The organism is Pseudomonas marincola (assembly GCF_900116605.1).
Taxonomy (GTDB): domain Bacteria; phylum Pseudomonadota; class Gammaproteobacteria; order Pseudomonadales; family Pseudomonadaceae; genus Aquipseudomonas; species Aquipseudomonas marincola.
Genome location: NZ_FPBC01000001.1, coordinates 706,921 through 729,030, shown reverse-complemented (window position 1 = coordinate 729,030; position 22,110 = coordinate 706,921). Strand labels below are relative to the sequence as shown.

At 58.5% G+C, this 22,110-nt stretch carries 20 protein-coding genes; 9 read left to right on the top strand and 11 right to left on the bottom strand.

Going from position 1 to position 22,110, the window contains the following annotated elements; genetic code table 11:
- Positions 1–6: 6 nt before the first annotated feature.
- The 4 genes from BM395_RS03550 to BM395_RS03535 form a co-directional block, all read right to left on the bottom strand.
- Complete coding sequence (locus tag BM395_RS03550; RefSeq protein ID WP_069899714.1) at positions 7–378, bottom strand: hypothetical protein; 372 nt, start codon at positions 376–378, stop codon at positions 7–9.
- A 54-nt stretch (positions 379–432) separates the two neighbouring features.
- Positions 433–1,254 carry a putative RNA methyltransferase gene (locus tag BM395_RS03545; protein ID WP_090508907.1) on the bottom strand — a complete coding sequence of 274 codons (822 nt, stop codon included), beginning with the start codon at positions 1,252–1,254 and terminating at the stop codon, positions 433–435.
- On the bottom strand, positions 1,251–2,396 hold the full coding sequence (dapE, locus tag BM395_RS03540; protein ID WP_090508906.1) for a succinyl-diaminopimelate desuccinylase: 1,146 nt from the start codon (positions 2,394–2,396) through the stop codon (positions 1,251–1,253). Before dapE ends, BM395_RS03545 begins: the two co-directional genes overlap by 4 nt.
- Positions 2,397–2,513: 117 nt before the next feature.
- Positions 2,514–5,105, bottom strand: a complete 2,592-nt coding sequence (locus tag BM395_RS03535; RefSeq protein WP_069899493.1) for a glycosyltransferase — start codon at positions 5,103–5,105, stop codon at positions 2,514–2,516.
- A gap of 323 nt (positions 5,106–5,428) precedes the next feature.
- On the opposite strand from BM395_RS03535, the gene tcdA reads away from it, so the two are divergent.
- A complete protein-coding gene (gene tcdA, locus BM395_RS03530; protein WP_090508905.1) occupies positions 5,429–6,238 on the top strand; it encodes a tRNA cyclic N6-threonylcarbamoyladenosine(37) synthase TcdA in 810 nt (269 codons plus the stop codon).
- On the opposite strand, the gene BM395_RS03525 is transcribed toward tcdA, so the two are convergent.
- The 7 genes from BM395_RS03525 to map all read right to left on the bottom strand — a co-directional run bounded on the left by BM395_RS03525 (position 6,225) and on the right by map (position 14,196).
- Positions 6,225–6,647, bottom strand: coding sequence for a SufE family protein (locus BM395_RS03525; RefSeq protein ID WP_090508904.1), 423 nt, complete (start codon positions 6,645–6,647; stop codon positions 6,225–6,227). The two genes, tcdA and BM395_RS03525, sit on opposite strands and share 14 nt — an antisense overlap.
- The gene (locus BM395_RS03520) at positions 6,644–7,849 is read right to left on the bottom strand and encodes an aminotransferase class V-fold PLP-dependent enzyme (protein WP_090508903.1); all 1,206 of its coding nucleotides are present in this window, start codon (positions 7,847–7,849) and stop codon (positions 6,644–6,646) included. The genes BM395_RS03525 and BM395_RS03520 overlap by 4 nt, the downstream gene beginning before the upstream one ends.
- 88 nt (positions 7,850–7,937) lie before the next feature.
- A complete protein-coding gene (gene dapD, locus BM395_RS03515) occupies positions 7,938–8,972 on the bottom strand; it encodes a 2,3,4,5-tetrahydropyridine-2,6-dicarboxylate N-succinyltransferase (protein WP_069899489.1) in 1,035 nt (344 codons plus the stop codon).
- 81 nt (positions 8,973–9,053) lie between these two features.
- A complete protein-coding gene (locus tag BM395_RS03510) occupies positions 9,054–9,401 on the bottom strand; it encodes an ArsC family reductase (protein WP_069899488.1) in 348 nt (115 codons plus the stop codon).
- A complete protein-coding gene (dapC, locus tag BM395_RS03505; protein WP_090508902.1) occupies positions 9,398–10,615 on the bottom strand; it encodes a succinyldiaminopimelate transaminase in 1,218 nt (405 codons plus the stop codon). Before dapC ends, BM395_RS03510 begins: the two co-directional genes overlap by 4 nt.
- Before the next feature lie 60 nt (positions 10,616–10,675).
- Positions 10,676–13,378: a [protein-PII] uridylyltransferase gene (locus BM395_RS03500; RefSeq protein ID WP_090508901.1), complete on the bottom strand. Its 2,703-nt coding sequence runs from the start codon at positions 13,376–13,378 to the stop codon at positions 10,676–10,678.
- 35 nt (positions 13,379–13,413) lie between these two features.
- Positions 13,414–14,196, bottom strand: a complete 783-nt coding sequence (gene map, locus BM395_RS03495) for a type I methionyl aminopeptidase (protein WP_069899485.1) — start codon at positions 14,194–14,196, stop codon at positions 13,414–13,416.
- Between the two features lie 398 nt (positions 14,197–14,594).
- Between map and rpsB the strand changes: the two genes are divergently transcribed.
- The 8 genes from rpsB (at position 14,595) to rseP (ending at position 22,091) form a co-directional block, all read left to right on the top strand.
- Positions 14,595–15,338: a 30S ribosomal protein S2 gene (rpsB, locus tag BM395_RS03490; protein ID WP_069899484.1), complete on the top strand. Its 744-nt coding sequence runs from the start codon at positions 14,595–14,597 to the stop codon at positions 15,336–15,338.
- Between the two features lie 123 nt (positions 15,339–15,461).
- Positions 15,462–16,331, top strand: a complete 870-nt coding sequence (gene tsf / locus BM395_RS03485; RefSeq protein ID WP_090508900.1) for a translation elongation factor Ts — start codon at positions 15,462–15,464, stop codon at positions 16,329–16,331.
- A gap of 317 nt (positions 16,332–16,648) precedes the next feature.
- Positions 16,649–17,395: a UMP kinase gene (gene pyrH / locus BM395_RS03480; RefSeq protein WP_069899482.1), complete on the top strand. Its 747-nt coding sequence runs from the start codon at positions 16,649–16,651 to the stop codon at positions 17,393–17,395.
- Positions 17,392–17,949 (top strand): ribosome recycling factor, encoded by a 558-nt coding sequence (gene frr / locus BM395_RS03475; RefSeq protein WP_090508899.1) that lies wholly within the window; start codon positions 17,392–17,394, stop codon positions 17,947–17,949. Before pyrH ends, frr begins: the two co-directional genes overlap by 4 nt.
- Positions 17,950–17,965: 16 nt before the next feature.
- Positions 17,966–18,721, top strand: a complete 756-nt coding sequence (uppS, locus tag BM395_RS03470) for a polyprenyl diphosphate synthase (RefSeq protein ID WP_069899480.1) — start codon at positions 17,966–17,968, stop codon at positions 18,719–18,721.
- Complete coding sequence (locus BM395_RS03465) at positions 18,721–19,536, top strand: phosphatidate cytidylyltransferase (protein ID WP_090508898.1); 816 nt, start codon at positions 18,721–18,723, stop codon at positions 19,534–19,536. The genes uppS and BM395_RS03465 overlap by 1 nt, the downstream gene beginning before the upstream one ends.
- Positions 19,533–20,720, top strand: a complete 1,188-nt coding sequence (ispC, locus tag BM395_RS03460) for a 1-deoxy-D-xylulose-5-phosphate reductoisomerase (RefSeq protein WP_090508897.1) — start codon at positions 19,533–19,535, stop codon at positions 20,718–20,720. Before BM395_RS03465 ends, ispC begins: the two co-directional genes overlap by 4 nt.
- Before the next feature lie 18 nt (positions 20,721–20,738).
- Positions 20,739–22,091 (top strand): sigma E protease regulator RseP, encoded by a 1,353-nt coding sequence (gene rseP / locus BM395_RS03455; protein ID WP_090508896.1) that lies wholly within the window; start codon positions 20,739–20,741, stop codon positions 22,089–22,091.
- Positions 22,092–22,110: the final 19 nt, after the last annotated feature.

Sequence of the window (22,110 nt, the reverse complement as noted above, 5' to 3'; positions counted from 1 at the left end):
ATGCAATTACTGAGTGCGCCAGGTGATTTCTTCGACGCCATCGGCGCTGATGCGCATCCAGCGGTCGGCCTGCTCGACACTTTCTTCTTCAACCCAAGTGCCAGGCGCGCAGCGTACTTCTACGTTGAGAGCGGCAAAGGCTGCTTGTGCACACGCCAGATCATCTTCCCAAGGGGTGTCTGCGCTTTCGAGATACAGGCTGTGCCATTTGCCGACCGCTTTTGGCAGCCAGGTCACCGCGACATCGCCGGCCTTGCACTTGAAGGTCTGGCCCTTTTGCTGCCAATCGGAGCACGGGCCAATGGCCGTGGTCAGCCAGTTGCTGATGTCGTTATGGTCGGCGTCTTTCAGGTAAATCTCGATATCGGGTTGGCGCATGATGGTAAATACCTTTGGACTGTCTGGCATTGAATGGATTGGGCCGGTTGAACTCTAGTCGAGCACAATCCAGTCATAACGAATCGACACTTTAACCTGCAGCGGCTCGGCAATCACGGCCTCGCGGCGCTCGGCACTGGCGCGCCAGCCATGCGGGGTCATTGCCAGCAAATTGGCGCGGTCAGCACTGTGTTGCAATTGCAGCTCGAACTCCAGCACTTCGCTGTGCGCCAGGCGCATGCCTTGTGGAATCAGTTCCAGATGCTTTTGGTCATCGTAGTCGCGCACCTCGTCGTAGAGTTTTTCGCGCAACTGCATCAGGTGTTCACGTGTTGGCCCCATGCGCAGCAAACCGCCGCCGGGCGAGAGCAGGCGCTTGGCTTCCTGCCAGTCGAGCGGGCTGAAAACGCTGGCGAGCAACTGGCACGATGCATCGGCTAAAGGCACCCGCGCCATGCTCGCCACCAGCCACTCTACCGAGGGCGCTCGGCGGCACGCACGCTTTACCGCCTCGCGCGAGATATCCAGCGCGTAGCCTTGTGCTTGCGGCAATTGCTCGGCTATCTGTGCGGTGTAATAACCTTCACCGCAGCCAATATCCAGCCACTGCTGCGGCGCATAGCTGGCAGCCAGTTCGGCCAGACGCTTGGCCAGCGGGGCATAGTGACCGGCTTCGAGAAAGTCGCGGCGTGCAGCAACCATCGCGGCATTATCGCCCGGGTCGCGACTGTTCTTGTGCTGCACCGGCAACAGATTCAGATAGCCCTGACGCGCCCGGTCGAAGCGGTGGTTGGCCGGGCAGGCGACGCCGTTATCCACAGCGCTGAGCGCGCCGTGGCAAATCGGGCAAATGAGGCTTGAACGGCTCTGGCTCATGTCAGCAGATTGACCAGCGTCTGGTAGTAGATTTCGGTCAGCAGGTCGAGGTCGCTGGCGAGTACGCGCTCGTTGACCTGATGAATCGTTGCGTTGACCGGCCCAAGTTCGACAACCTGAGCGCCCATGGTGGCAATGAAACGCCCATCGGACGTGCCGCCGCTGGTGCTGGCGCGGGTTTCCTGACCGGTTACGCTGCGCACGCTATCGCTCACGGCATCCAGCAAAGCGCCTGGCTCGGTAAGAAACGGCAGGCCGGAAAGAGCCCACTCAAGGTGATAGTCGAGTTGGTGCTTGTCGAGGATCTCGCGCACACGCTGCTGCAAGCCTTCAACGGTCGACTCGGTCGAGAAGCGGAAGTTGAAGATGGTGCGCAGCTCGCCCGGAATAACGTTGGTCGCGCCGGTGCCAGAGTTGATATTGGAGATCTGGAAACTGGTCGGCGGGAAGAAGTCGTTGCCGTCATCCCAATGTTCGGCAGCCAGTTCGGCCAGCGCCGGAGCCGCCAGATGGATCGGGTTCTTGGCCAGATGCGGGTAAGCCACGTGGCCTTGAACGCCGTTCACCGTGAGGGTGCAGCCGAGCGAGCCACGACGGCCATTCTTGACCACGTCGCCGACTTTGGAGGTGCTCGAAGGTTCACCCACAATGCACCAGTCCATGCGCTCGCCACGGTCCATCAGGCGTTCGACCACGGCCTTGGTACCATGATGCGCCGGGCCTTCTTCATCGCTGGTAATCAGGAAGGCGATGCCGCCTTTGTGCTGCGGATGATCGGCAATAAAGCGCTCGACCGCGACAATCATCGACGCCAGGCTGCCTTTCATGTCCGCGGCGCCACGGCCGCAAAGCATACCTTGCTCGTCGATCAGAGCATCGAACGGCTGGTGCTGCCATGCCTGCACCGGGCCTGTCGGCACCACATCGGTGTGGCCGGCAAAGCACAACACCGGGCCGGTTTTCGAGTGACCGTGAGTGGCCCAAAAGTTATCGACTTCCTCGATGCGCATCGGCTCTACGTTGAAGCCAATGTCGGCCAGGCGGCGCATCATCAACTCTTGGCAGCCTTCATCGACCGGCGTCACGGAAGGGCGACGAATCAGATCGCAGGCAAGTTCGAGGGTCGGGGTCAGGGTGGTCATTACGACTCCAGGGCAACGGTCAGCAGAAAGGCCGACATCTTAAAGCAAAACGGCGGCCATTGGCCGCCGAAACTGCTGATCTGCATGCACCTTGCGCTGCAAGCAGGTTATTCAGGCTTAAGCTGGGGCGGTCTCGGGCGCCTCGTCTTCCTTGGGTTTGGGCAAGGAAGACAGCATCGCCATGATCAGCGCCGCCAGATACGGCAGTGACTGCACCAACAATGTGGTGATCCAGAACTTCACGTCTGCGCTCGGCAGCCCCTGAACCAGCGCGATACCTGCCGCTGCGCCCCAGAGCAGGAGCATCAGGAATACCTCTTCACGGGCCTCGGCCAGCGCCACCATAAAGCCATGGCTGCTGCGCATCTTCGGTGTTCGGAAGAACGGAATGCTGGTGGTGAACGCTCCGTACAGCACGGCTTTGGCAATGGTGTGGGACAACGCCAAACCGGCCACGGCGGCGCAGAAGGCATCCTTCAGGTTGACCCCGACATTACGCTGGTAAAGGAACAGGATCTTGCCGATCTTGAACACAAACAACGCCAGTGGCGGGATTGCGAAAATCAACAGCGGCGGGTCAACTCGTTGCGGCACGATGATCATCGCCGCCGACCAGAGCAGGGCACCGGCGGTGAAGAAGATGTTCAGGCCATCGGCAATCCACGGCAACCAGCCCGCAATAAAGTGATAACGCTGCCCGCGCTTGAGCGTCGAGTCGCGGCCAAACAAGCTCTTGGCGTGGCCTTTCATGATCTGGATAGCGCCATACGACCAACGGAAGCGCTGCTTCTTGTAGTCGATAAAGGTGTCGGGCATCAGGCCTTTGCCATAACTGTCGTAGGCATACGCGGCTTGATAGCCCTTCTCGAACACGCGCAGACCCAGCTCGGCGTCTTCGCAGATGGTCCAGTCGGCCCATTGCAGTTCATCCATCACCTTGCGCCGGATCATGGTCATGGTGCCGTGCTGGATGATCGCGTTGCGGTCGTTGCGCGTGACCATGCCGATATGGAAAAAGCCTTTGTATTCGGCGTAGCAAAGCTTCTTGAAGGTGCTTTCAGTGCCGTCGCGGTAATCCTGCGGCGACTGCACCACGGCAATGCTCGGGTCGGCAAAGTGCGGCACCATGTGCTTGAGCCAGTTCGGGTCTACGCAGTAGTCCGAGTCGATTACGGCCACCACTTCAGCGTCTGGCGCGGTGTGCGGCAGAATGTAGTTGAGTGCGCCGCCCTTGAAGCCTGCAAGCGGTGCGACGTGGAAGAACCTGAAACGCGGGCCCAGTTGTTCGCAATACGCCTGCACCGGTTCCCACACCGCCGGGTCCTTGGTGTTGTTGTCGATCAGCAACACTTCAAAATCCGGATAATCGAGGCGGGCGAGGGCGTCGAGGGTCTGTTTGACCATCTCCGGCGGCTCGTTGTAACACGGCACATGAATCGACACTTTGGGACGGTAATCAGACTCGCCCACAATCGGCCTGAAAGGACGCCGGCGTACGCGCGTCCAAACGGCTTCGGCCAGTTCATGGGCCTCGGTGAGCAACACGATAAACACGCCGAGCGCGCCGACACCCAGCAACAGGCCGACCGTCAGGCTGAACCAGGTGCTGTATTGCTGGCTGTAGTCGTAGCCGATCCACACCAGCGCCGAACCGCCGGCAAAGGCGACAAAGGTCAGGAAGGTCCGGCCGTTCTGGCGTAGGGCGCTGCCGTCGATCAGCAGCAGGGCGAGCGACAGCAAGGCCATGACCACAGAACCAATCGCCAGCAGACGCCACTGGGGAATCGCCACGACCGGCCCGGTCAGGTTGAACTTGGGATTTCGATCAAGGTTATACACACCCCAATAGGCGCCCACTGAGCCTTCATCGCTGATTTTCCACGGCTGGTCGAACGCCTCGATCACAAAGTAGCTGTAGCCCTTGGCATTCAGTGTATTGACCAGGGTGCGCAGATAAATGGCCTGATCCGCCTGGCTGGCATCGGCGCCGCCACGCATGCGGCCGTTACTCGGCCAGCCCACTTCGGAAAGCAGCAGCGGCTTTTTCGGGAACAGGTTTTTCAGGTCTCGGGCACGCTCAAGCACGAACTCGGTCGAGTCCTTCATGGGAATAAATTCCCAGTAAGGCAGCACGTGCGCGGCGATCAGGTCGGAGTGCTGGCCAAGCTCGGGGTACTTCTCCCAGATGTGCCACTGCTCGGAGGTGGTCACCGGCACTTTGACTTTGCTGCGCACGTAATCGAGGTATTCGATGAGCTTGTCGGCGGTGATTTCCTCACGGAACAAGGCCTCGTTGCCCACCACAACCCGCACGACGCTGCGCGATGTGTTTGCCAGCTCGATCGCACGGGCGATCTCGCGGGCATTGCGCACCTCATCATTGCTGATCCAGATACCCAGGGTGACGCGCAGACCAAACTCTTCGGCCAGTCGTGGGATGTCAGCTAACGTACCATCGACCGAATAGGTGCGGATGTTATCGGTGTGCTTGGAGAGCAGCTCAAGGTCGGAGCGGATCTCTTCATCGTTCGGGTAGGTATTGTTCTGCGGATCTTGCCCCTGGCGAAATGGCGAGAAGGAGAATCCGGATATCTGTTCGGGCCAGTCCGGTGCCGTAACAGGGCGGTTATACAGCGCCCAGATACCGGAAAACAGAGCGGCAATTGCCAGTACAACAACCAGGTTGAGACCAAATTTGCGCGATGGCATGGTGTTTTCAAATTCCGCAGAAAGTAGCAGAAGGGAGCAGGGAGAATCCGGCGAACGCCGGTTGGCGCGCATCCTACTCTCACCCAGGCAGGCTGTATAGCCTGCGTATGCACTGCTCCCAAAGGCAATATTTAACGATGAAGGTTAGAGCGTCGCGTTTGCAATGAGTTCGAAATTTCCTACACCTAACTTCCTGCCCTTAATAAGCGGCGGCGCGTTTCGCTGCTGGCTGATTACGGCTTATCTACCAGCGGGCTTGGGGGTTTGCGCTGAGCTTTCTATAATGCGCGCCTGCATTTAATAGCCGCCTTCAGGGGACAGTAATGACGTTCGACCCACAACGCTTCGGCGGTATCGCCAGACTCTATGGCCAGCAAGGCGCTGAGCGTCTATTGGCGGCGCATGTGGCCGTGGTCGGGATTGGCGGCGTTGGCTCGTGGGCGGCCGAAGCCTTAGCGCGCTCGGGCGTGGGCGAGATTTCGTTGTTCGATCTCGATGACGTGTGCATCACCAACACCAATCGGCAAATCCACGCAATGGACGGCGCTGTCGGCAAGTCCAAGGTCGAGGTGATGGCCGAGCGGGTAAGGGCGATCAATCCGGCGTGCAAGGTGCATGCGGTCACTGATTTCGTGACCCGTGAAACCATGGCCGAGTACATCACCGAAGACATGGATGCGGTCATTGATTGCATCGACAGTGTTAACGCCAAGGCGGCGCTGATTTCGTGGTGCAAGCGGCGCAAGATTCAAATCGTCACCACGGGCGGTGCGGGCGGCCAGATTGATCCGACGCAGATTCGCGTGGGCGATCTGAACAAGACGTTCAACGACCCGCTGGCATCCAAAGTACGCTCAACATTGCGCCGTGATTACAGCTTCTCGCGCACTCAGGGGCGTAATTACAGCGTGCCGTGCGTGTTCTCAACCGAGCAATTACGCTACCCGCTGCCCAATGGTTCGATGTGCCTGAGCAAGAGCTTTGTCGGCGACGCCGTGGCCCTCGATTGTGCGGGCGGGCTTGGCGCGGCGATGATGGTGACGGCGACCTTCGGCATGGTCGCCGTGAGTAAAACCGTGGAGAAATTGGTGGAGGGCGTGCGCCGGCCATCCGAGCGGGTTAAGCCGAGCTGACCGCCAACTGCTGCATGCGCTGCAGCACGGCGTTGAGGCCGTTGCTGCGCGAGGGTGACAATTGCCGTGACAGGCCGAGCTGATTAAACCAGTCGATCAGGTCGAGTTGCGCCAGTTCACCGGCAGACAAACCGTTGACCCGAACCAGCAATACGCTGAGCAGTCCGCGCAACAGGCGGGCGTCGCTGCTGGCGTTGAACTGCCAGCTATCACCGTGTTGTTGCGCAACCAGCCAGACCTGGCTTTCGCAGCCATGCACGCGATTCTCTTCACAGAGTTGCGCGTCACTCAGCGGTTCGAGCCGTGCGCCCCATTGCATCAGCAGTCGCGCGCGTTGCTCCCAGCTACCAGCGGCCTGAAACGCGCTAAGCGCTTCGGTCGCAGGGGCGGACAAGTCCTGCGGGCTCATTGCAGCAACTCCAGTGCCTGATCAAAGGCATTGAAGAAGCGCAACAAGTCGTTGCCGTTGTTGTACAAACCCAGCGACACACGGATCGCTCCCGTCTGGCCAAGGCTTTTCAGCAGCGGCATGGCGCAATGATGACCAACGCGCACCGCAATGCCTTGCTCGGTGAGCAAGTGGGCGAGGTCGGCGTTGTGCACGCCATCAACCACAAAGCTGACCAGCGCAACCTCGGGCTGGCCGAGAATTTTCACCTGCGGATACTGAATGAGGCCGGCAAGCAGCGCCTTATGCAGCGCCGCCTCATGCGCGGCGATGGCCGTCGGATTCTGCCCGCTCAGATAATCCAGCGCGGCGCCAAGGCCAATCACGCTGCTGATCGGTGGCGTGCCAGCCTCGAAGCCCAAGGGCGCCGGATTGAATTCAGCCGACTCAAAGGTTGCGCTGCGCACCATCTCGCCGCCGAACTGCCAATGGCGCAACTGCTGTAGAGCCTGCGCCTCACCAGAAATGACGCCGACGCCGTCCGGGCCGTAGAGTTTGTGGCTGGAGAAAACATAAAAGTCGCAGCCCAGTTGCTGCACATCGTGGCGGCCATGCACCACGCCCTGCGCGCCATCGACCACGGTGATTGCGCCGTGTGTTTTGCCGAGTTCGAGTAGCCGGGCCAAGGGCTGCCAGCCGCCCAGTACGTTGGAAAGCTGGGTCACGGCTAACAGACGCGTGCGCGGCCCGATTATTTCAGCGGCCTGTTGCAGGTCAATCTGACCGTCGTCTGCCAGTGGCAGAACGCGCAGGGTCAGTTGCTTGCGCAGCGCCAGTTGTTGCCACGGCAACAGGTTGGCGTGGTGTTCGGCTGCGCTGATGACAATCTCATCGCCCGCCTGAAACACATCCGCAAGGCCATAGGCCAGCAGATTGAAGGCTTCAGTTGCGCCATGAGTGAAAATGATTTGCGCCGGGTCCTGCGCATTCAACCACTGGCTGACTTTTTCCCGCGTGCCCTCAAACGCCCGCGTCGTACGTTCGCCTGGCACGTGCTGGGCACGATGGACATTCGCCGCGCCATGCAGGTAATAGCCGGTGATTGCGTCGATTACGCTCTGCGGTTTTTGCGCGGTGGCCGCGCTGTCGAGGTAGGTCTGGTGCTCGGTTTCAAGCGCCAGAATCCCGGGGAAGTCGGCTCGCCAGGGGGAGTGCAAAGACATGTTGGTATCCAGACATTGGAGTCGCTTAAAGACGAGCTTATACAGCGCTTCGTGTTTAAGCGACTCCCCGTAAGTCGCGCAGCCGCGCTTAGTTGTGCGCGTGCAGCGACTCGTTCAGCTCGATTGCGGACTTGTGCGTCTTGCACTCGACCGCGCCGCTCAGCGAGTTGCGACGGAACAACAGGTCGGGTTGGCCAGCCAGGTCGCGCCCCTTGACCACTTTAACCAGATTGCCTTCGCCGTCGAGTAGGTTGATCTTGGTGCCAGCGGTCACGTACAGGCCCGCTTCAACGGTATTGCGATCGCCCAGCGGGATACCGATACCGGCGTTCGCGCCGATCAGGCAGCCTTCGCCGACCGAGATCACGATGTTGCCGCCGCCAGACAAAGTGCCCATGGTCGAGCAGCCGCCGCCAAGGTCGGAACCTTTACCCACGAATACGCCAGCCGATACACGGCCTTCGATCATGCCCGGGCCGGCGGTTCCGGCGTTGAAGTTGACGAAGCCTTCGTGCATGACGGTGGTGCCTTCGCCAATGTAGGCGCCCAGACGGATGCGCGAGCTGTCGGCGATGCGCACACCTTTCGGCACAATGTAGTCGGTCATTTTCGGGAACTTGTCGACCGAGAACACTTCCAGCAGCTCGCCGCGCAGACGCGCTTCGAGTTGACGCTCAGCCAGCTCGGCGAGGTCGATTGCGCCCTGGCTGGTCCATGCCACGTTTGGCAGCAGCGGGAAGATACCGCTGAGGTTGACGCCGTGCGGCTGCACCAGACGGTGCGACAGCAGGTGCAGCTTGAGGTAAGCCTCTGGCGTGCTGGTTGGCGATGAGTCTTCGGCCAGGAAGGTCGCGACCAGCGGGTTGTTGCTCTCGGCCAGACGGGTCAACAGGGCGCTTTGCACCTCGTCTACGCTTTTCAGGGCTTCAGCCAGTTGCGCCGCTTGCTGATTGGTGAACGCAATGGCCTGATTGCCACCATCGTAGCCGAGCTTCTCGGCGGCCTTGGCAACCAGTTCTTCGCTCGGGTTGAGCAGTGGCTGTGCATAGAAGACTTCGAGCCAGTTGCTCTGACGATTTTGCGTACCGACCCCGAAGGCCAGGCTGAATAGTGAGTTGCTCATGTTTATCTTCCTTACAGCGAATTCAATGTGTGGCGCGTGGGGTTATTCAGTCGGCGTCATGCCTGTGCATGACGCCTGGCCTTATGCCATTTCTGCGGCGTAAAGCTCGGGTTTGAAACCCACCAGCGTTTTAGTGCCCAAATCCAACACCGGGCGTTTGATCATCGAAGGTTGGGCCATCATCAATTCGATGGCCTTGCTCTGGTCGAGGTCGCTTTTCTGCGCATCGTCCAGTTTGCGAAAAGTCGTGCCAGCACGGTTGAGGATTTTTTCCCAGCCATGTTCATCACACCACTTTTGCAGGTTTTCGCGGTCGATACCGACGGCTTTGTAATCGTGAAACTGGTAGCTGACCTGATGCTCGTCGAGCCAGGTCCGGGCTTTCTTCATGGTGTCACAGGCTTTGATGCCAAACAGCGTGTTAGTCATACAGACAGACCCTTAACAAAAGTACGAATCCGTTCGGCGGCTTCAATGCACTCCGCCAGCGGAGCAACCAGCGCCATTCGAATGCGGTAGGCGCCTGGATTATTACCCTCAACCTGACGCGACAAATAAGAACCTGGCACGACCGTCACGTGTTGCTGGGCGAACAGGTCACGGGTGAAGGTTTCATCATCCACCGGGGTTTTCGCCCACAGGTAAAAACCACCGTCCGGGCGCTTTACATCGAGCACGTCCTTGAGAATTTCAAGTACGGCGTCGAATTTTTCCCGGTACAGGTCGCGATTGGCCAGCACGTGCGCCTCATCTTCCCATGCCGCAATGCTTGCGCGTTGGGTTTGCACCGGCATCGCGCAGCCGTGATAGGTACGGTACAGCAGGAAAGATTTCAAAATGTCGGCGTCACCGGCGACAAAACCAGAACGCAGGCCCGGCAGGTTGGAGCGCTTGGACAAGCTGTGAAAGACCACGCAGCGCTTGAAGTCATTACGGCCCAACTCGGCGCAGGCGGTCAACAGACCTGCGGGTGGGTTGCTCTCATCAAAATACAACTCGCTGTAGCACTCGTCGCTGGCAATCACAAAGTCATGCTCATCGGCCAGGGCGATCAACTGCTTGAGTACCGGCAGCGGGATCAGCGCGCCCGTCGGGTTGCCGGGCGAGCAGAGGAACAAGATCTGGCAACGCTGCCAGGTCTCGGCGCTGACTTTCGAGAAATCAGGGTTGAAGCCATGATCTTCAAGGCACGGCAGGTAATGCGGCTGGGCGCCGGCCAGCAGGGCGGCGCCTTCGTAGATTTGGTAGAACGGGTTGGGGCTGATTACCAGGCCCGGGAGCGCGTCGGGGCCTTGCGCACGCTTAACCACGGTTTGGGTGAACGCGAACAACGCCTCGCGGGTGCCGTTGACCGGCAGCACGTGGCGCGCCGGATCGAGGGCGCCAGCGGTCAGGTTGAAGCGGCGCGTGGCCCAGTTGGCGATGGCTTCGCGCAGTGCTGGAATGCCCAGCGTGGTCGGGTAGACCGCCAGTTGGTCGAGGTTGCTGCTCAGGGCCTCGGCGACGAACGCCGGGCTGCGGTGCTTGGGCTCGCCAATGGACAGCGCAATCGGCGCTTTGTCGGCATTCGGCTGAACACTGCCAAGCAGGGCGCGGAGCTTTTCAAACGGGTAGGGTTGCAGCTGGTTTAACGCGTCGTTCATGTGGGCTTCCTGAAACTTAAACACTGGCTGCGCGGGCCAACGATTTCTTGCGAATAAAAGTTAAATAGAGATCCGGTTGGGTTCGCTCATATGACCACTGGCTTCGGACAGCTGCGAGATTATCGTCTCTTGCAGGCGCATGCATAAGTCCGGGTCAGAGAGCGGCATATTGTTGGCGTCGGTGACGAAGAACACGTCTTCTACCCGTTCGCCAAGGGTGGCAATCTTGGCGTTCTGCAACGACAGGTCGAAGTCGAGGAATATCCCGCCAATCCGTGCCAGCAGGCCCGGCCGGTCCGGCGCCGTCAGTTCGAGTATGGTCACCGGGCGCTGTGCATCGTTGTGGATGGTCACGCGCGGCGCAAAGTCGAAGTGCTTGAGCTGACGCGGTACGCGACGCTGAATGATATTCGGGTATTCGTCGGGGTTGATCAGTGCGTCGATCAGGCCCTGACGGATCTGCTTGATACGCGCCGGATTGTCGCCAATCGAGCTGCCATCGCCTTCAAGGACGATATAGGTATCGAGGGTGAACTGGCTGGTCGAGGTCAGAATCCGCGCATCATGAATATTCAGGTTGAGCTGGGCCATGGCCGCTACGGTTACCGCGAAGAAATCGTGCTGATCCTGCGCGTAGATGAATATCTGCGTGCCGCCTTCGAACTCGCGCTGGGTGGTTTCCTTGATCAACACCAGCGGATTGCTGTCGTTGCCGTGCTGGATGATCGCTTCGGTGTGCCAGGCCACGTCATTGGCGGTGTGGCGCAGGAAGTAGTCATCGCCCAATTGCGACCACAAATGCTCCGCCTCATCAGAGTCGGTGCCGGTGCGTACCAGAATGTCCAGGGCTGCCGTTTGCGTCAGGCGGATCTGCTCTTCGCGCTCCAGACGGTTCTCAAGGCCACGGCGCAGTGCGCGCTTGGTCTCGGTATAGAGCTGGCGCAACAAGCTCGCGCGCCAGGAGTTCCAGAGCGTCGGGTTGGTCGCGTTGATGTCGGCGATGGTCAGCACATACAAGTAGTCGAGATGGGTTTCATCGCCGACATGCAGGGCAAAGTCGTGGATTACCTGCGGATCAGAAAGGTCTTTGCGCTGGGCGGTGGTCGACATCACCAAATGGCTCTGCACCAGCCATGTCACCAGTTTCGAGTCCCACGTCGGCAGTTGGTGGCGCTGGCAGAATGCCTCGGCATCGACAGCGCCCAGCTCGGAGTGATCGCCGCCACGGCCCTTGCCGATATCGTGATAAAGCCCGGCGATGTAGATCAGCTCGGGTTTTGGCAGTTTGTCGATCAGCTTGCTCGCCAGCGGGAACTTCTCGGCAAGCTCGGGCCACTTGAACTTGCGCAGGTGCTTGATCAGGTTGAGCGTGTGCGCATCGACCGTGAAGATATGGAACAGGTCGTGTTGCATTTGTCCGACAATCAGGCCGAACTCGGGCAGGTAACGGCCAAGAATGCCGTAGCGGTTCATGCGGCGCAGGTTGCGATGGATGCCGGAACTGCTTTTGAACAGCTCGATAAACAGGCTGGTGTTGCGAATGTCGTTGCGAAACTCATCGTCGATCAGGTGTTGATGATCGCGCAGCAAACGGATGGTATCGGCTTTGACGCCCTTGATATCAGGGTGCTGGGCCATCAGCACGAAGATTTCCATGATCGCGAAAGGCGTGCGTTTGAAGACGTTGGGGTGGGTGACCTCGATATAACCGTCGCGCAACTGGAAGCGGCTATTGATCGGTGTCGCCGGGCCCGACTCGCCCGCCCGCAGGATTTGCTCTTCGAAGTGCTGCTTGATCAGGTCGCTGAGTTCGGCGATGCCCATGACCACGCGGTAGTACTTCTGCATGAACTGCTCAATGCCGCGCTTGCTTTCATTCGTCGTATAACCGAGCAGCTCAGCAATTTGCGTCTGGTGATCAAACAACAGGCGGTCTTCGGCGCGACCTGCCAGCATGTGCAGGGCGTAGCGCACCTTCCACAAAAACTCCTGGCTGGAGGCGAGCATGTTGTATTCGGTTTTCAGCAGGAAGTCCTGATCGACCATGGATTGCAGATTAAGCGTGCCGAAGTGCCGGCGGGCAACCCAGAGAATGTTCTGGATATCACGCAAGCCGCCCGGCGAGCCTTTCACGTTAGGCTCAAGGTTATATTCGGTGTCGTTGTACTTGGCGTGGCGCGCACGTTGCTCTTTGCGCTTAGCCAGAAAGAATTCGTTGCTTGGCCACATCTGCTCGGTATTGGTCACCTGTTGCATGCGCTGGCGCAAGCGTTCCGGGCCGGCAATGGTGCGGCTTTCCATCAGGTTGGTGATGACGGTCAGGTCGGCGCGGGCTTCGCTGGCGCATTCATCCACCGAGCGCACGCTCTGACCCACTTCCAGGCCAATGTCCCAGAGCAGGGTGAGGAAGCGCTCAATCGGGTCGCGGAAGGTTTCGTGGTCGGCGCAATCGAGCAGAATCAGCAGGTCGATGTCGGAGTGCGGGTGCAGTTCGCCCCGGCCATAGCCGCCCACAGCGAGCAGGGCGATATCGGCATCTTCGCTCCACTCCAGCCGACCCCAGGCTTCGAGCAGGATCTGGTCAATGAACCAGGCGCGGTCCTCGATCAGCCGGCGAATCTCTCGGCCCGCCATGAAGCGGGCGTCGAGGACTTCGTTGGCACGGCGGATAACTTTCTTGAAGGCTGCAATCGGGCTGGATTTCAATGCCAGTTCGGCTTTGAACTGGCCGCGATCAAACAGTTCGGGATCTACCTGCGGCATACTGCATCCTTCATGGTTACGGCCGTGCTGGCGGATTAGGCTGACGTGCGTGGCAGGGTGTCATCGCTGCGCAGGGTGAAAATCTCGTAGCCATCGGCGGTCACCAGAATGGTGTGTTCCCACTGGGCCGAGAGCTTGCGGTCCTTGGTGATTGCCGTCCAGCCATCACCCAGCAGGCGCGTTTCGGCGCGGCCCTGATTGATCATCGGCTCGATGGTGAAAGTCATGCCTTCTTTCAGTTCCATGCCAGTGCCGGCGCGACCGTAATGCAGAACCTGCGGCTCTTCGTGGAACACCGCGCCAATGCCGTGACCGCAGTATTCGCGGACTACGCTGAAACCGTTTTTCTCGGCGTGCTTCTGGATCACTTCGCCAATATCGCCCAGGCGGGTGCCCGGCTTGACGATTTCGATACCTTTATACATGCACTCTTGTGTCACCTGCGCCAGACGCTCGGCCCACTCGGCAACTTTGCCCACCATGAACATCTTGCTGGTGTCGCCGTGATAGCCGTCCTTGATCACCGTGATGTCGATGTTCAGCACGTCGCCTTCTTTAAGCGGCTTCTCATTGGGAATGCCGTGGCAGACCACGTGGTTGATCGAGGTGCAGATCGACTTGGGAAAGCCGCGATAGTTGAGCGGGGCAGGGATGGCCTGCTGCACGTTCACTATATAGTCATGACAAATGCGGTCGAGTTCTTCAGTGGTGACGCCCGGCTTGACGTGCTCACCAATCATCTCGAGCACTTCGGCGGCCAGACGGCCAGCGATGCGCATTTTTTCGATTTCCTCGGGCGTTTTGATGGTCACGGTCATGTGGGCTCTCGCGGTCAAGCTGAAAAAAGAGGTCTATGGTAACAGTTCTAGTCGCCAAGCTATAAGCCGTAAACACGCGGCGGCGAACCGTCCTGCCTGCTGCGGCATAGTTGGCGGGTTGTGTTGCTGCCGTTAAACAGGGCTGGGCGGTCCGGTGTATTGGCGGTGTCGGCGTATTTGCCACCCACCTTAGGTCGGGCAATGGGTTGATCTGATTGCTGATAGGTGTAGCTTAGATCGGGTTGTTGTGGTATAAAACGCGCCGCTTTACGGGCTGTCTGTCTGTAGAGCACTAACCCACACACGTATCGACACGATTTCCTGGGTGCCTTTTGCCACGTGCAAGGGTTGGAGATTGGGATACGTGGAGGCCTAACCCGACTTATTAAGGAACGACAATGTCCCAAGTCAATATGCGCGATATGCTGAAGGCCGGTGTGCACTTCGGCCACCAGACCCGTTACTGGAACCCGAAAATGGGCAAGTTCATTTTCGGCTCGCGTAACAAGATTCACATCATCAACCTTGAAAAAACCCTGCCAATGTTCAACGACGCGCTGTCGTTCGTTGAGAAGCTGGCTGCTGGTAAAAACAAGATTCTGTTCGTTGGTACCAAGCGTTCTGCTGGCAAGATCGTTCGCGAAGAAGCTGCTCGTTGCAACTCTCCGTTCGTCGATCACCGCTGGTTGGGCGGCATGCTCACCAACTACAAAACCATCCGTGCTTCGATCAAGCGCCTGCGTGATCTGGAAACCCAGTCGCAAGACGGTACCTTCACCAAGCTGACCAAGAAAGAAGCCCTGATGCGCAGCCGTGATCTGGAAAAACTGGATCGCAGCCTGGGTGGTATCAAGGACATGGGCGGTCTGCCAGACGCCATGTTCGTAATCGACGTTGATCACGAGCGCATTGCTATCACCGAAGCCAACAAGCTGGGTATTCCGGTTATCGGCATCGTTGATACCAACAGCAGCCCTGAAGGTGTTGACTACATCATCCCAGGTAACGACGACGCAATCCGCGCTATCCAGCTGTACATGGGCGCATTTGCTGACGCAGTTATCCGTGGTCGCAGCAACGCTAACGGTGGCACTGAGGAATTCGTCGCAGAAGCCCCGGCAGCTGAAGCCGCTCAAGGCTAAGCAGTAACCGCCTGCGTTACTCGCTGCGCGAAAAGGGGGCTAGGCCCCCTTTTTGCCACTTATAGAATTGATTGCCCTGTGATGGGGCGAACTGGTTGAAGACCTACCAAGAGGATTTTCAAAATGGCAGAGATTACTGCAGCCCTGGTTAAAGAACTGCGTGAGCGTACTGGCCAAGGCATGATGGACTGCAAAAAAGCCCTGACTGCTGCTGGTGGCGACATTGAAAAAGCCATCGACGACATGCGCGCAGCAGGTTCGATCAAGGCCGCCAAGAAAGCCGGTAACATCGCAGCTGAAGGCTCTATCGCCGTTAAAGTTGCTGATGACAACAAGCGTGCTCTGATCATCGAAGTTAACGCTCAGACCGACTTCCTGGCTCTGCAAGACGACTTCAAAGGCTTCGTTGCTAACAGCATCGACAAGGCTTTCGCTGAGAACATCGCTGACGTTGCTCAGTTGATCGCAGCTCAGGAAGCCGAGCGTGAAGCACTGGTTGTTAAAGTAGGCGAGAACGTCAACATCCGTCGTCTGGCGACTGTTGAAGCTGACGTTGTAGGTTCTTACCTGCACGGTCACCGCATCGGTGTTCTGGTTGCTCTGAAAGGCGGCGACGCTGAACTGGCTAAAGACGTTGCCATGCACGTTGCTGCCAGCAACCCGCAGTTCCTCAACCCTTCTGAAGTCTCTGAAGAAGCCATCGCCAAGGAAAAAGAAATCTTCCTGGCGCTGAACGAAGAGAAGATCAAGGGCAAGCCTGCTGAAATCGTTGAGAAAATGACTGCTGGCCGTATCACCAAGTTCCTCGCTGAAGCGAGCTTGGTTGAACAGGCTTTCGTTAAAGACGACAGCGTTAAAGTTGGCGAGCTGGTTAAGAAAGCCGGTGCTGAAATCATCTCCTTCGTACGTTACGAAGTAGGTGAAGGCATCGACAAAGGCGAAACTGACTTCGCCGCTGAAGTAGCTGCTCAGTTGGCTGCCAGCAAGCAGTAATTAGCCCCAAGGCTATTGCTAAAAAGAGGCTGCCCGCTTATGCGCGCGGCCTCTTTGTCAAAATAGGGTGACCGATTGACGCTTTAAGCGTGGGGTCTTTGCATGGCAAAGTTCACCCGCACTGGCAGTGTTGTAGGTAATCCTTGCAGTAACCGGTAAGCTGTTCGGCCGGACGCTAGAATAAACACCTGGATCACGAGCGCTGTTGTTTGTTTGCACGCTCGCAGCATTTTTGTGTCGGGCGCTGTCGAAGTGCTCGAAAGTTGCGAATCATGTCGGTTCGCCAAGAATTTTTAACGCCGCAGGAGAGACTGGTAATGGCTCAGCAGGTGAGTGGTCGTCAACCGCGCTATAAGCGCATTCTGCTCAAGCTTAGCGGCGAGGCGCTGATGGGTTCCGAAGATTTCGGGATCGATCCTAAAGTGCTCGATCGTATGGCCTTGGAAGTAGGCCAGCTGGTAGGTATCGGTGTTCAAGTGGGTCTGGTCATTGGTGGCGGTAACTTGTTCCGTGGTGCGGCTCTGAGCGCATCCGGAATGGACCGTGTGACCGGCGACCACATGGGCATGCTGGCAACTGTAATGAACGCATTGGCCATGCGTGATGCGCTGGAGCGTTCAAACATTCCGGCCATCGTTATGTCGGCCATCTCGATGGTGGGTGTGACCGACCATTACGATCGTCGTAAGGCCATGCGTCATCTGAAAACCGGTGAGGTGGTGATTTTCGCCGCTGGCACTGGTAATCCGTTTTTTACCACCGACTCTGCTGCCTGCCTGCGCGCCATCGAGATCGATGCGGACGTAGTGCTTAAGGCAACCAAGGTGGATGGTGTGTACACCGCTGATCCGTTCAAGGACCCGCACGCCGAGAAATTTGATCACCTGACCTATGACGAGGTTCTGGATCGCAAGCTTGGTGTTATGGATCTGACGGCAATCTGCCTGTGCCGCGACCATAATATGCCGCTTCGTGTGTTTAATATGAATAAGCCTGGCGCTTTGCTCAATGTTGTAGTCGGCGGCGCAGAAGGCACTTTAATTGAGGAAGGTGAACAACAATGATCAACGAGATCAAGCAAGACGCTCAAGTGCGTATGGCCAAGACTCTTGAGTCGCTGGCTGGCGTCTTTGCCAAAATTCGTACCGGCCGCGCGCACCCGAGCATCCTCGATAGCGTGATGGTGTCTTACTACGGCACCGACACTCCGCTGCGTCAGGTTGCCAACGTGATGGCAGAAGACTCGCGCACACTGGCATTGACCGTGTTTGACCGGAGCATGATCCAGGCTGTTGAAAAAGCCATCATGACCTCGGATCTGGGCCTGAACCCGTCCACTGCCGGCACCACCATTCGTGTGCCCATGCCTGCGCTGACCGAAGAAACGCGTAAGGGCTACACCAAGCAGGCGCGCGCTGAAGCCGAGAACGCCCGTGTTGCTGTGCGCAATATTCGTCGCGACGCGCTGGCGCAGTTGAAGGATCTGGTCAAGGAAAAGGAAATCAGCGAAGACGACGAGCGTCGCGCCGCTGATGAAATCCAGAAACTGACAGACAAATTTGTCGCCGAAGCCGATAAGGCCTTGGAAGGCAAGGAAGCGGATCTGATGGCCGTCTGACGGCCAGGATGGCGTTATGGAGAAGAGTAAAAACGGCCTCGCCGAAGTAGTGCCGCGCCATGTTGCAATCATCATGGACGGCAATAACCGCTGGGCGAAAAAGCGTTTCATGCCTGGTGTGGCGGGACATAAAGCCGGCGTTGATGCCGTTCGTGCGGTGATCGAGGTCTGCGCAGAGGCCGGGGTTGAGGTGCTGACCCTGTTTGCCTTCTCCAGCGAGAACTGGCAGCGTCCGGCGGAAGAAGTCGGCGCGCTCATGGAGTTGTTCCTGGCAGCGCTGCGGCGTGAAACCAAGAAGCTCAATGAGAACGGTATCAGTTTGCGGATTATCGGGGATCGCGCTCGCTTTCATCCGGATCTGCAAACCGCCATGCGTGACGCTGAAGCACAAACGGCTGGCAATAAGCGCTTTGTGCTGCAGATTGCCGCCAATTACGGCGGCCAGTGGGATATCGCTCAGGCGGCGCAGCGTCTTGCCCGTGAAGTGCAAGGCGGCCACTTGCAGCCTGCCGACATAACCCCACAGTTGCTGCAAAGCTGCTTGGCGACGGGCGACCTGCCGTTACCGGATCTGTGTATCCGTACCGGTGGCGAGCATCGCATCAGTAACTTCCTGTTGTGGCAGTTGGCTTACAGCGAACTGTATTTTTCCGACCTGTTCTGGCCGGATTTCAAGCATGACGCCATGCGCAAAGCACTCGCTGACTTTTCCAAACGCCAACGGCGGTTTGGTCGCACCAGTGAGCAAATCGAAGCCGAGGCGAAAGCTTAATGCTTAAACAACGAATCATCACCGCGCTCATCCTGTTGCCGATAGCGCTGGGTGGCTTCTTCCTGCTTGAGGGAGGCGCTTTTGCCCTGTTTATCGGCGCCGTTGTGACGCTGGGTGGTTGGGAGTGGGCGCGTCTGGCCGGCTTTCCTGCGCAGTGGCAGCGTATACTGTTTGCAGCGCTTGTTGCCGTATTGTTGCTCGGGCTTTACCACGCGCCGATTCTGGCGACGCCGGTGTTGCTGCTGGGTGTGTTGTGGTGGTGCGTGGCGACAGCCTTGGTATTGAAGTTCCCGCAGTCTGCTGTGTATTGGGCGCCTGCCTGGCGGCGGATTGCCATTGGTTTGCTGATCTTGCTGCCGGCCTGGCAGGGCTTGGTCCTGTTCAAGCAATGGCCGCAAGCCAATTGGCTGATTCTCGCCGTGATGGTGTTGGTCTGGGCGGCCGATATCGGTGCTTATTTCTCCGGCAAGGCTTTTGGCAAGCGCAAACTGGCCCCCGCAGTGAGTCCTGGCAAGAGCTGGGAAGGCATGATTGGCGGCATGTGTACGTGTCTGCTGATTACGCTGGTCACTGGTATCGTTCAGGGCTGGTCGGCCGGCAATACAGTTCTGGCGTTGCTGGGCGCTGCCATCGTGGTGGCAGTCTCGGTCGTCGGCGACCTGACCGAGAGCATGTTCAAGCGTGAGTCCGGCATCAAGGACAGCAGCAATCTGCTGCCTGGCCACGGCGGCGTGCTTGATCGCATCGACAGCCTGACGGCTGCGATACCGGTCTTTGCGCTGCTGCTGTTGCTGTCTGGCTGGGCAACTCTGTGAGTCACGTTCAGCAAATTACCGTGCTCGGGGCGACGGGCTCGATTGGCTTGAGCACGCTTGATGTCATCGCGCGTCATCCCGAGCGTTACGCTGTTTTTGCCCTGAGTGGGTTCAGTCGTCTGGCAGAACTGGAGGCCTTGTGTCTCAAGCATCGCCCACGGTTTGCAGTGGTGCGTGATGAGCAGGCGGCTGAGTTGTTGAGTGGCGGTCTGCAATCCGCAGGCTTGAGCACCGAAGTGTTGATTGGTGAAAGCGGTTTGTGCACGGTGGCCAGTCACCCGCAGGTTGATACGGTGATGGCGGCAATCGTCGGTGCAGCGGGGCTTAAGCCAACGCTGGCGGCGGTTGAGGCGAGCAAGAAGGTGCTGCTGGCCAACAAGGAAGCGCTGGTGATGTCGGGCGATCTGTTTATGCAGGCCGTCAAACACAGTGGCGCGGTGCTGTTGCCTATCGACAGCGAACACAACGCGATTTTTCAGTGCCTGCCGAACAATTATGCCAATGGTCTTGAGTCGGTGGGTGTACGGCGTATTTTGCTGACCGCGTCTGGCGGGCCGTTCCGTGAAACACCACTCGAGCAATTGGCTCAAGTAACGCCAGAACAGGCGTGCGCCCATCCGAACTGGTCGATGGGGCGCAAGATATCGGTCGATTCGGCGAGCATGATGAACAAAGGCCTGGAGTTGATCGAGGCCTGCTGGTTGTTCAATACGCGCCCGGCCAAGGTCGAGGTGGTGATTCATCCACAGAGCGTGATTCATTCGCTGGTCGACTATGTAGACGGCTCGGTGCTAGCGCAGATGGGTAATCCGGATATGCGCACGCCAATCGCCCATGCGCTGGCGTGGCCGGAGCGAATCGACTCCGGTGTGCCGCCTCTGGACCTGTTTGCGGTCGCGCGGCTGGATTTTCAGGCGCCGGATGAGGTGCGTTTCCCGTGCTTGCGCCTGGCGCGTGAGGCGGCGGATGCTGGCGGTACTTCACCGGCCATGCTCAACGCGGCGAATGAAGTGGCGGTTGAGGCATTTCTTCAGCGGCGCATTCGTTTTAACGAAATCCCGAGTATCATCGAAGATGTTCTGAGCACGCAGCCTGGTGTTGCTGTCGAAGGGCTTGCTACCGTGCTGGAGGCTGATCGCGTTGCGCGCAGCCTGGCTGAGCAATGGCTTACACGTCGTGGATAAACCACGCGGAGAAGAGTGATGAGTGCGCTGTACATGATTGTTGGCACCCTGATTGCACTCGGGGTGTTGGTTACTTTCCATGAGTTCGGTCACTTCTGGATCGCCCGCAAGTGCGGGATCAAGGTTCTGCGTTTTTCGGTCGGCTTCGGCGCGCCATTGCTGCGCTGGCACGATCGCCACGGCACCGAGTTTGTGGTGGCGGCAATTCCGTTAGGTGGCTACGTCAAAATGCTCGATGAGCGTGAAGGCGATGTGCCGCTGGACCAGCTCGAACACGCCTTCAATCGCAAAACCGTTGGGCAGCGCATCGCCGTGGTTGCGGCGGGGCCGATTGCCAACTTTCTGCTCGCCATCGGGTTCTTCTGGGTGGTTGCCATGTTGGGCAGCCAGCAGGTCAAGCCGATTATCGGCAGTGTCGAGGTCTCGAGTCTGGCCGCTGAGGCCGGGTTTGCCGCTGGGCAGGAAATTGTTTCGATCGACGGCGAGCCTACCAATGGCTGGTCGGCGGTCAATTTGCAGCTGGTTCGCCGTCTGGGTGAGACCGGCAATCTGAATATTACCGTGCGCGAGCCGGGCTCAAGCGTTGAAAGCCCGCGTCAGGTGGCGTTGAACAAGTGGCTGCAAGGCGTTGGTGAGCCTGATCCGATTGCTGCGCTGGGCATCACGCCTTGGCGTCCGCAGATTCCGCCGGTTCTGGATCAGCTCGACCCACAAGGGCCTGCAGGCGCTGCCGGCTTACAGCTGGGTGATCGGCTGGTAGCGCTGGATCAGCAGCCGCTGGACGACTGGCAGCAGCTGGTTGATCGCGTGCGCGGCCTGCCGGGCAAGTCGGTGGTGTTCACCGTTGAGCGTGACGGTGCTCAGCGTGACGTGCCGGTGACGCTGGCCACGCGCGGTGAGCCGGATGCGCCTACAGGCTATCTGGGCGCTGGGGTTAAAGGCGTTGACTGGCCGAGCGACATGTTGCGCGAAGTCAGCCATGGCCCGATTGCCGCAATCGGCGAGAGTTTTAAGCGCACCTGGACCATGAGTCTGTTGACTCTCGACTCCCTGAAGAAAATGCTCTTCGGCGAGCTCTCGGTAAAAAACTTGAGTGGGCCGATAACCATTGCTAAAGTGGCGGGCGCTTCGGCTGAGTCGGGCTTGGGGGATTTTCTTAACTTCCTCGCCTATCTGAGCATAAGCTTGGGGGTACTCAATTTGTTGCCTATTCCGGTATTAGACGGAGGGCATTTGCTTTTTTACCTGGTCGAATGGGTGCGTGGTCGCCCATTGTCTGAGCGGGTTCAAGGTTGGGGGATGCAAATTGGCATAAGTCTGGTGGTTGGGGTGATGTTACTGGCCCTGGTTAACGATTTGAGCCGTTTGTAATCGCTACTGAATTACAAAT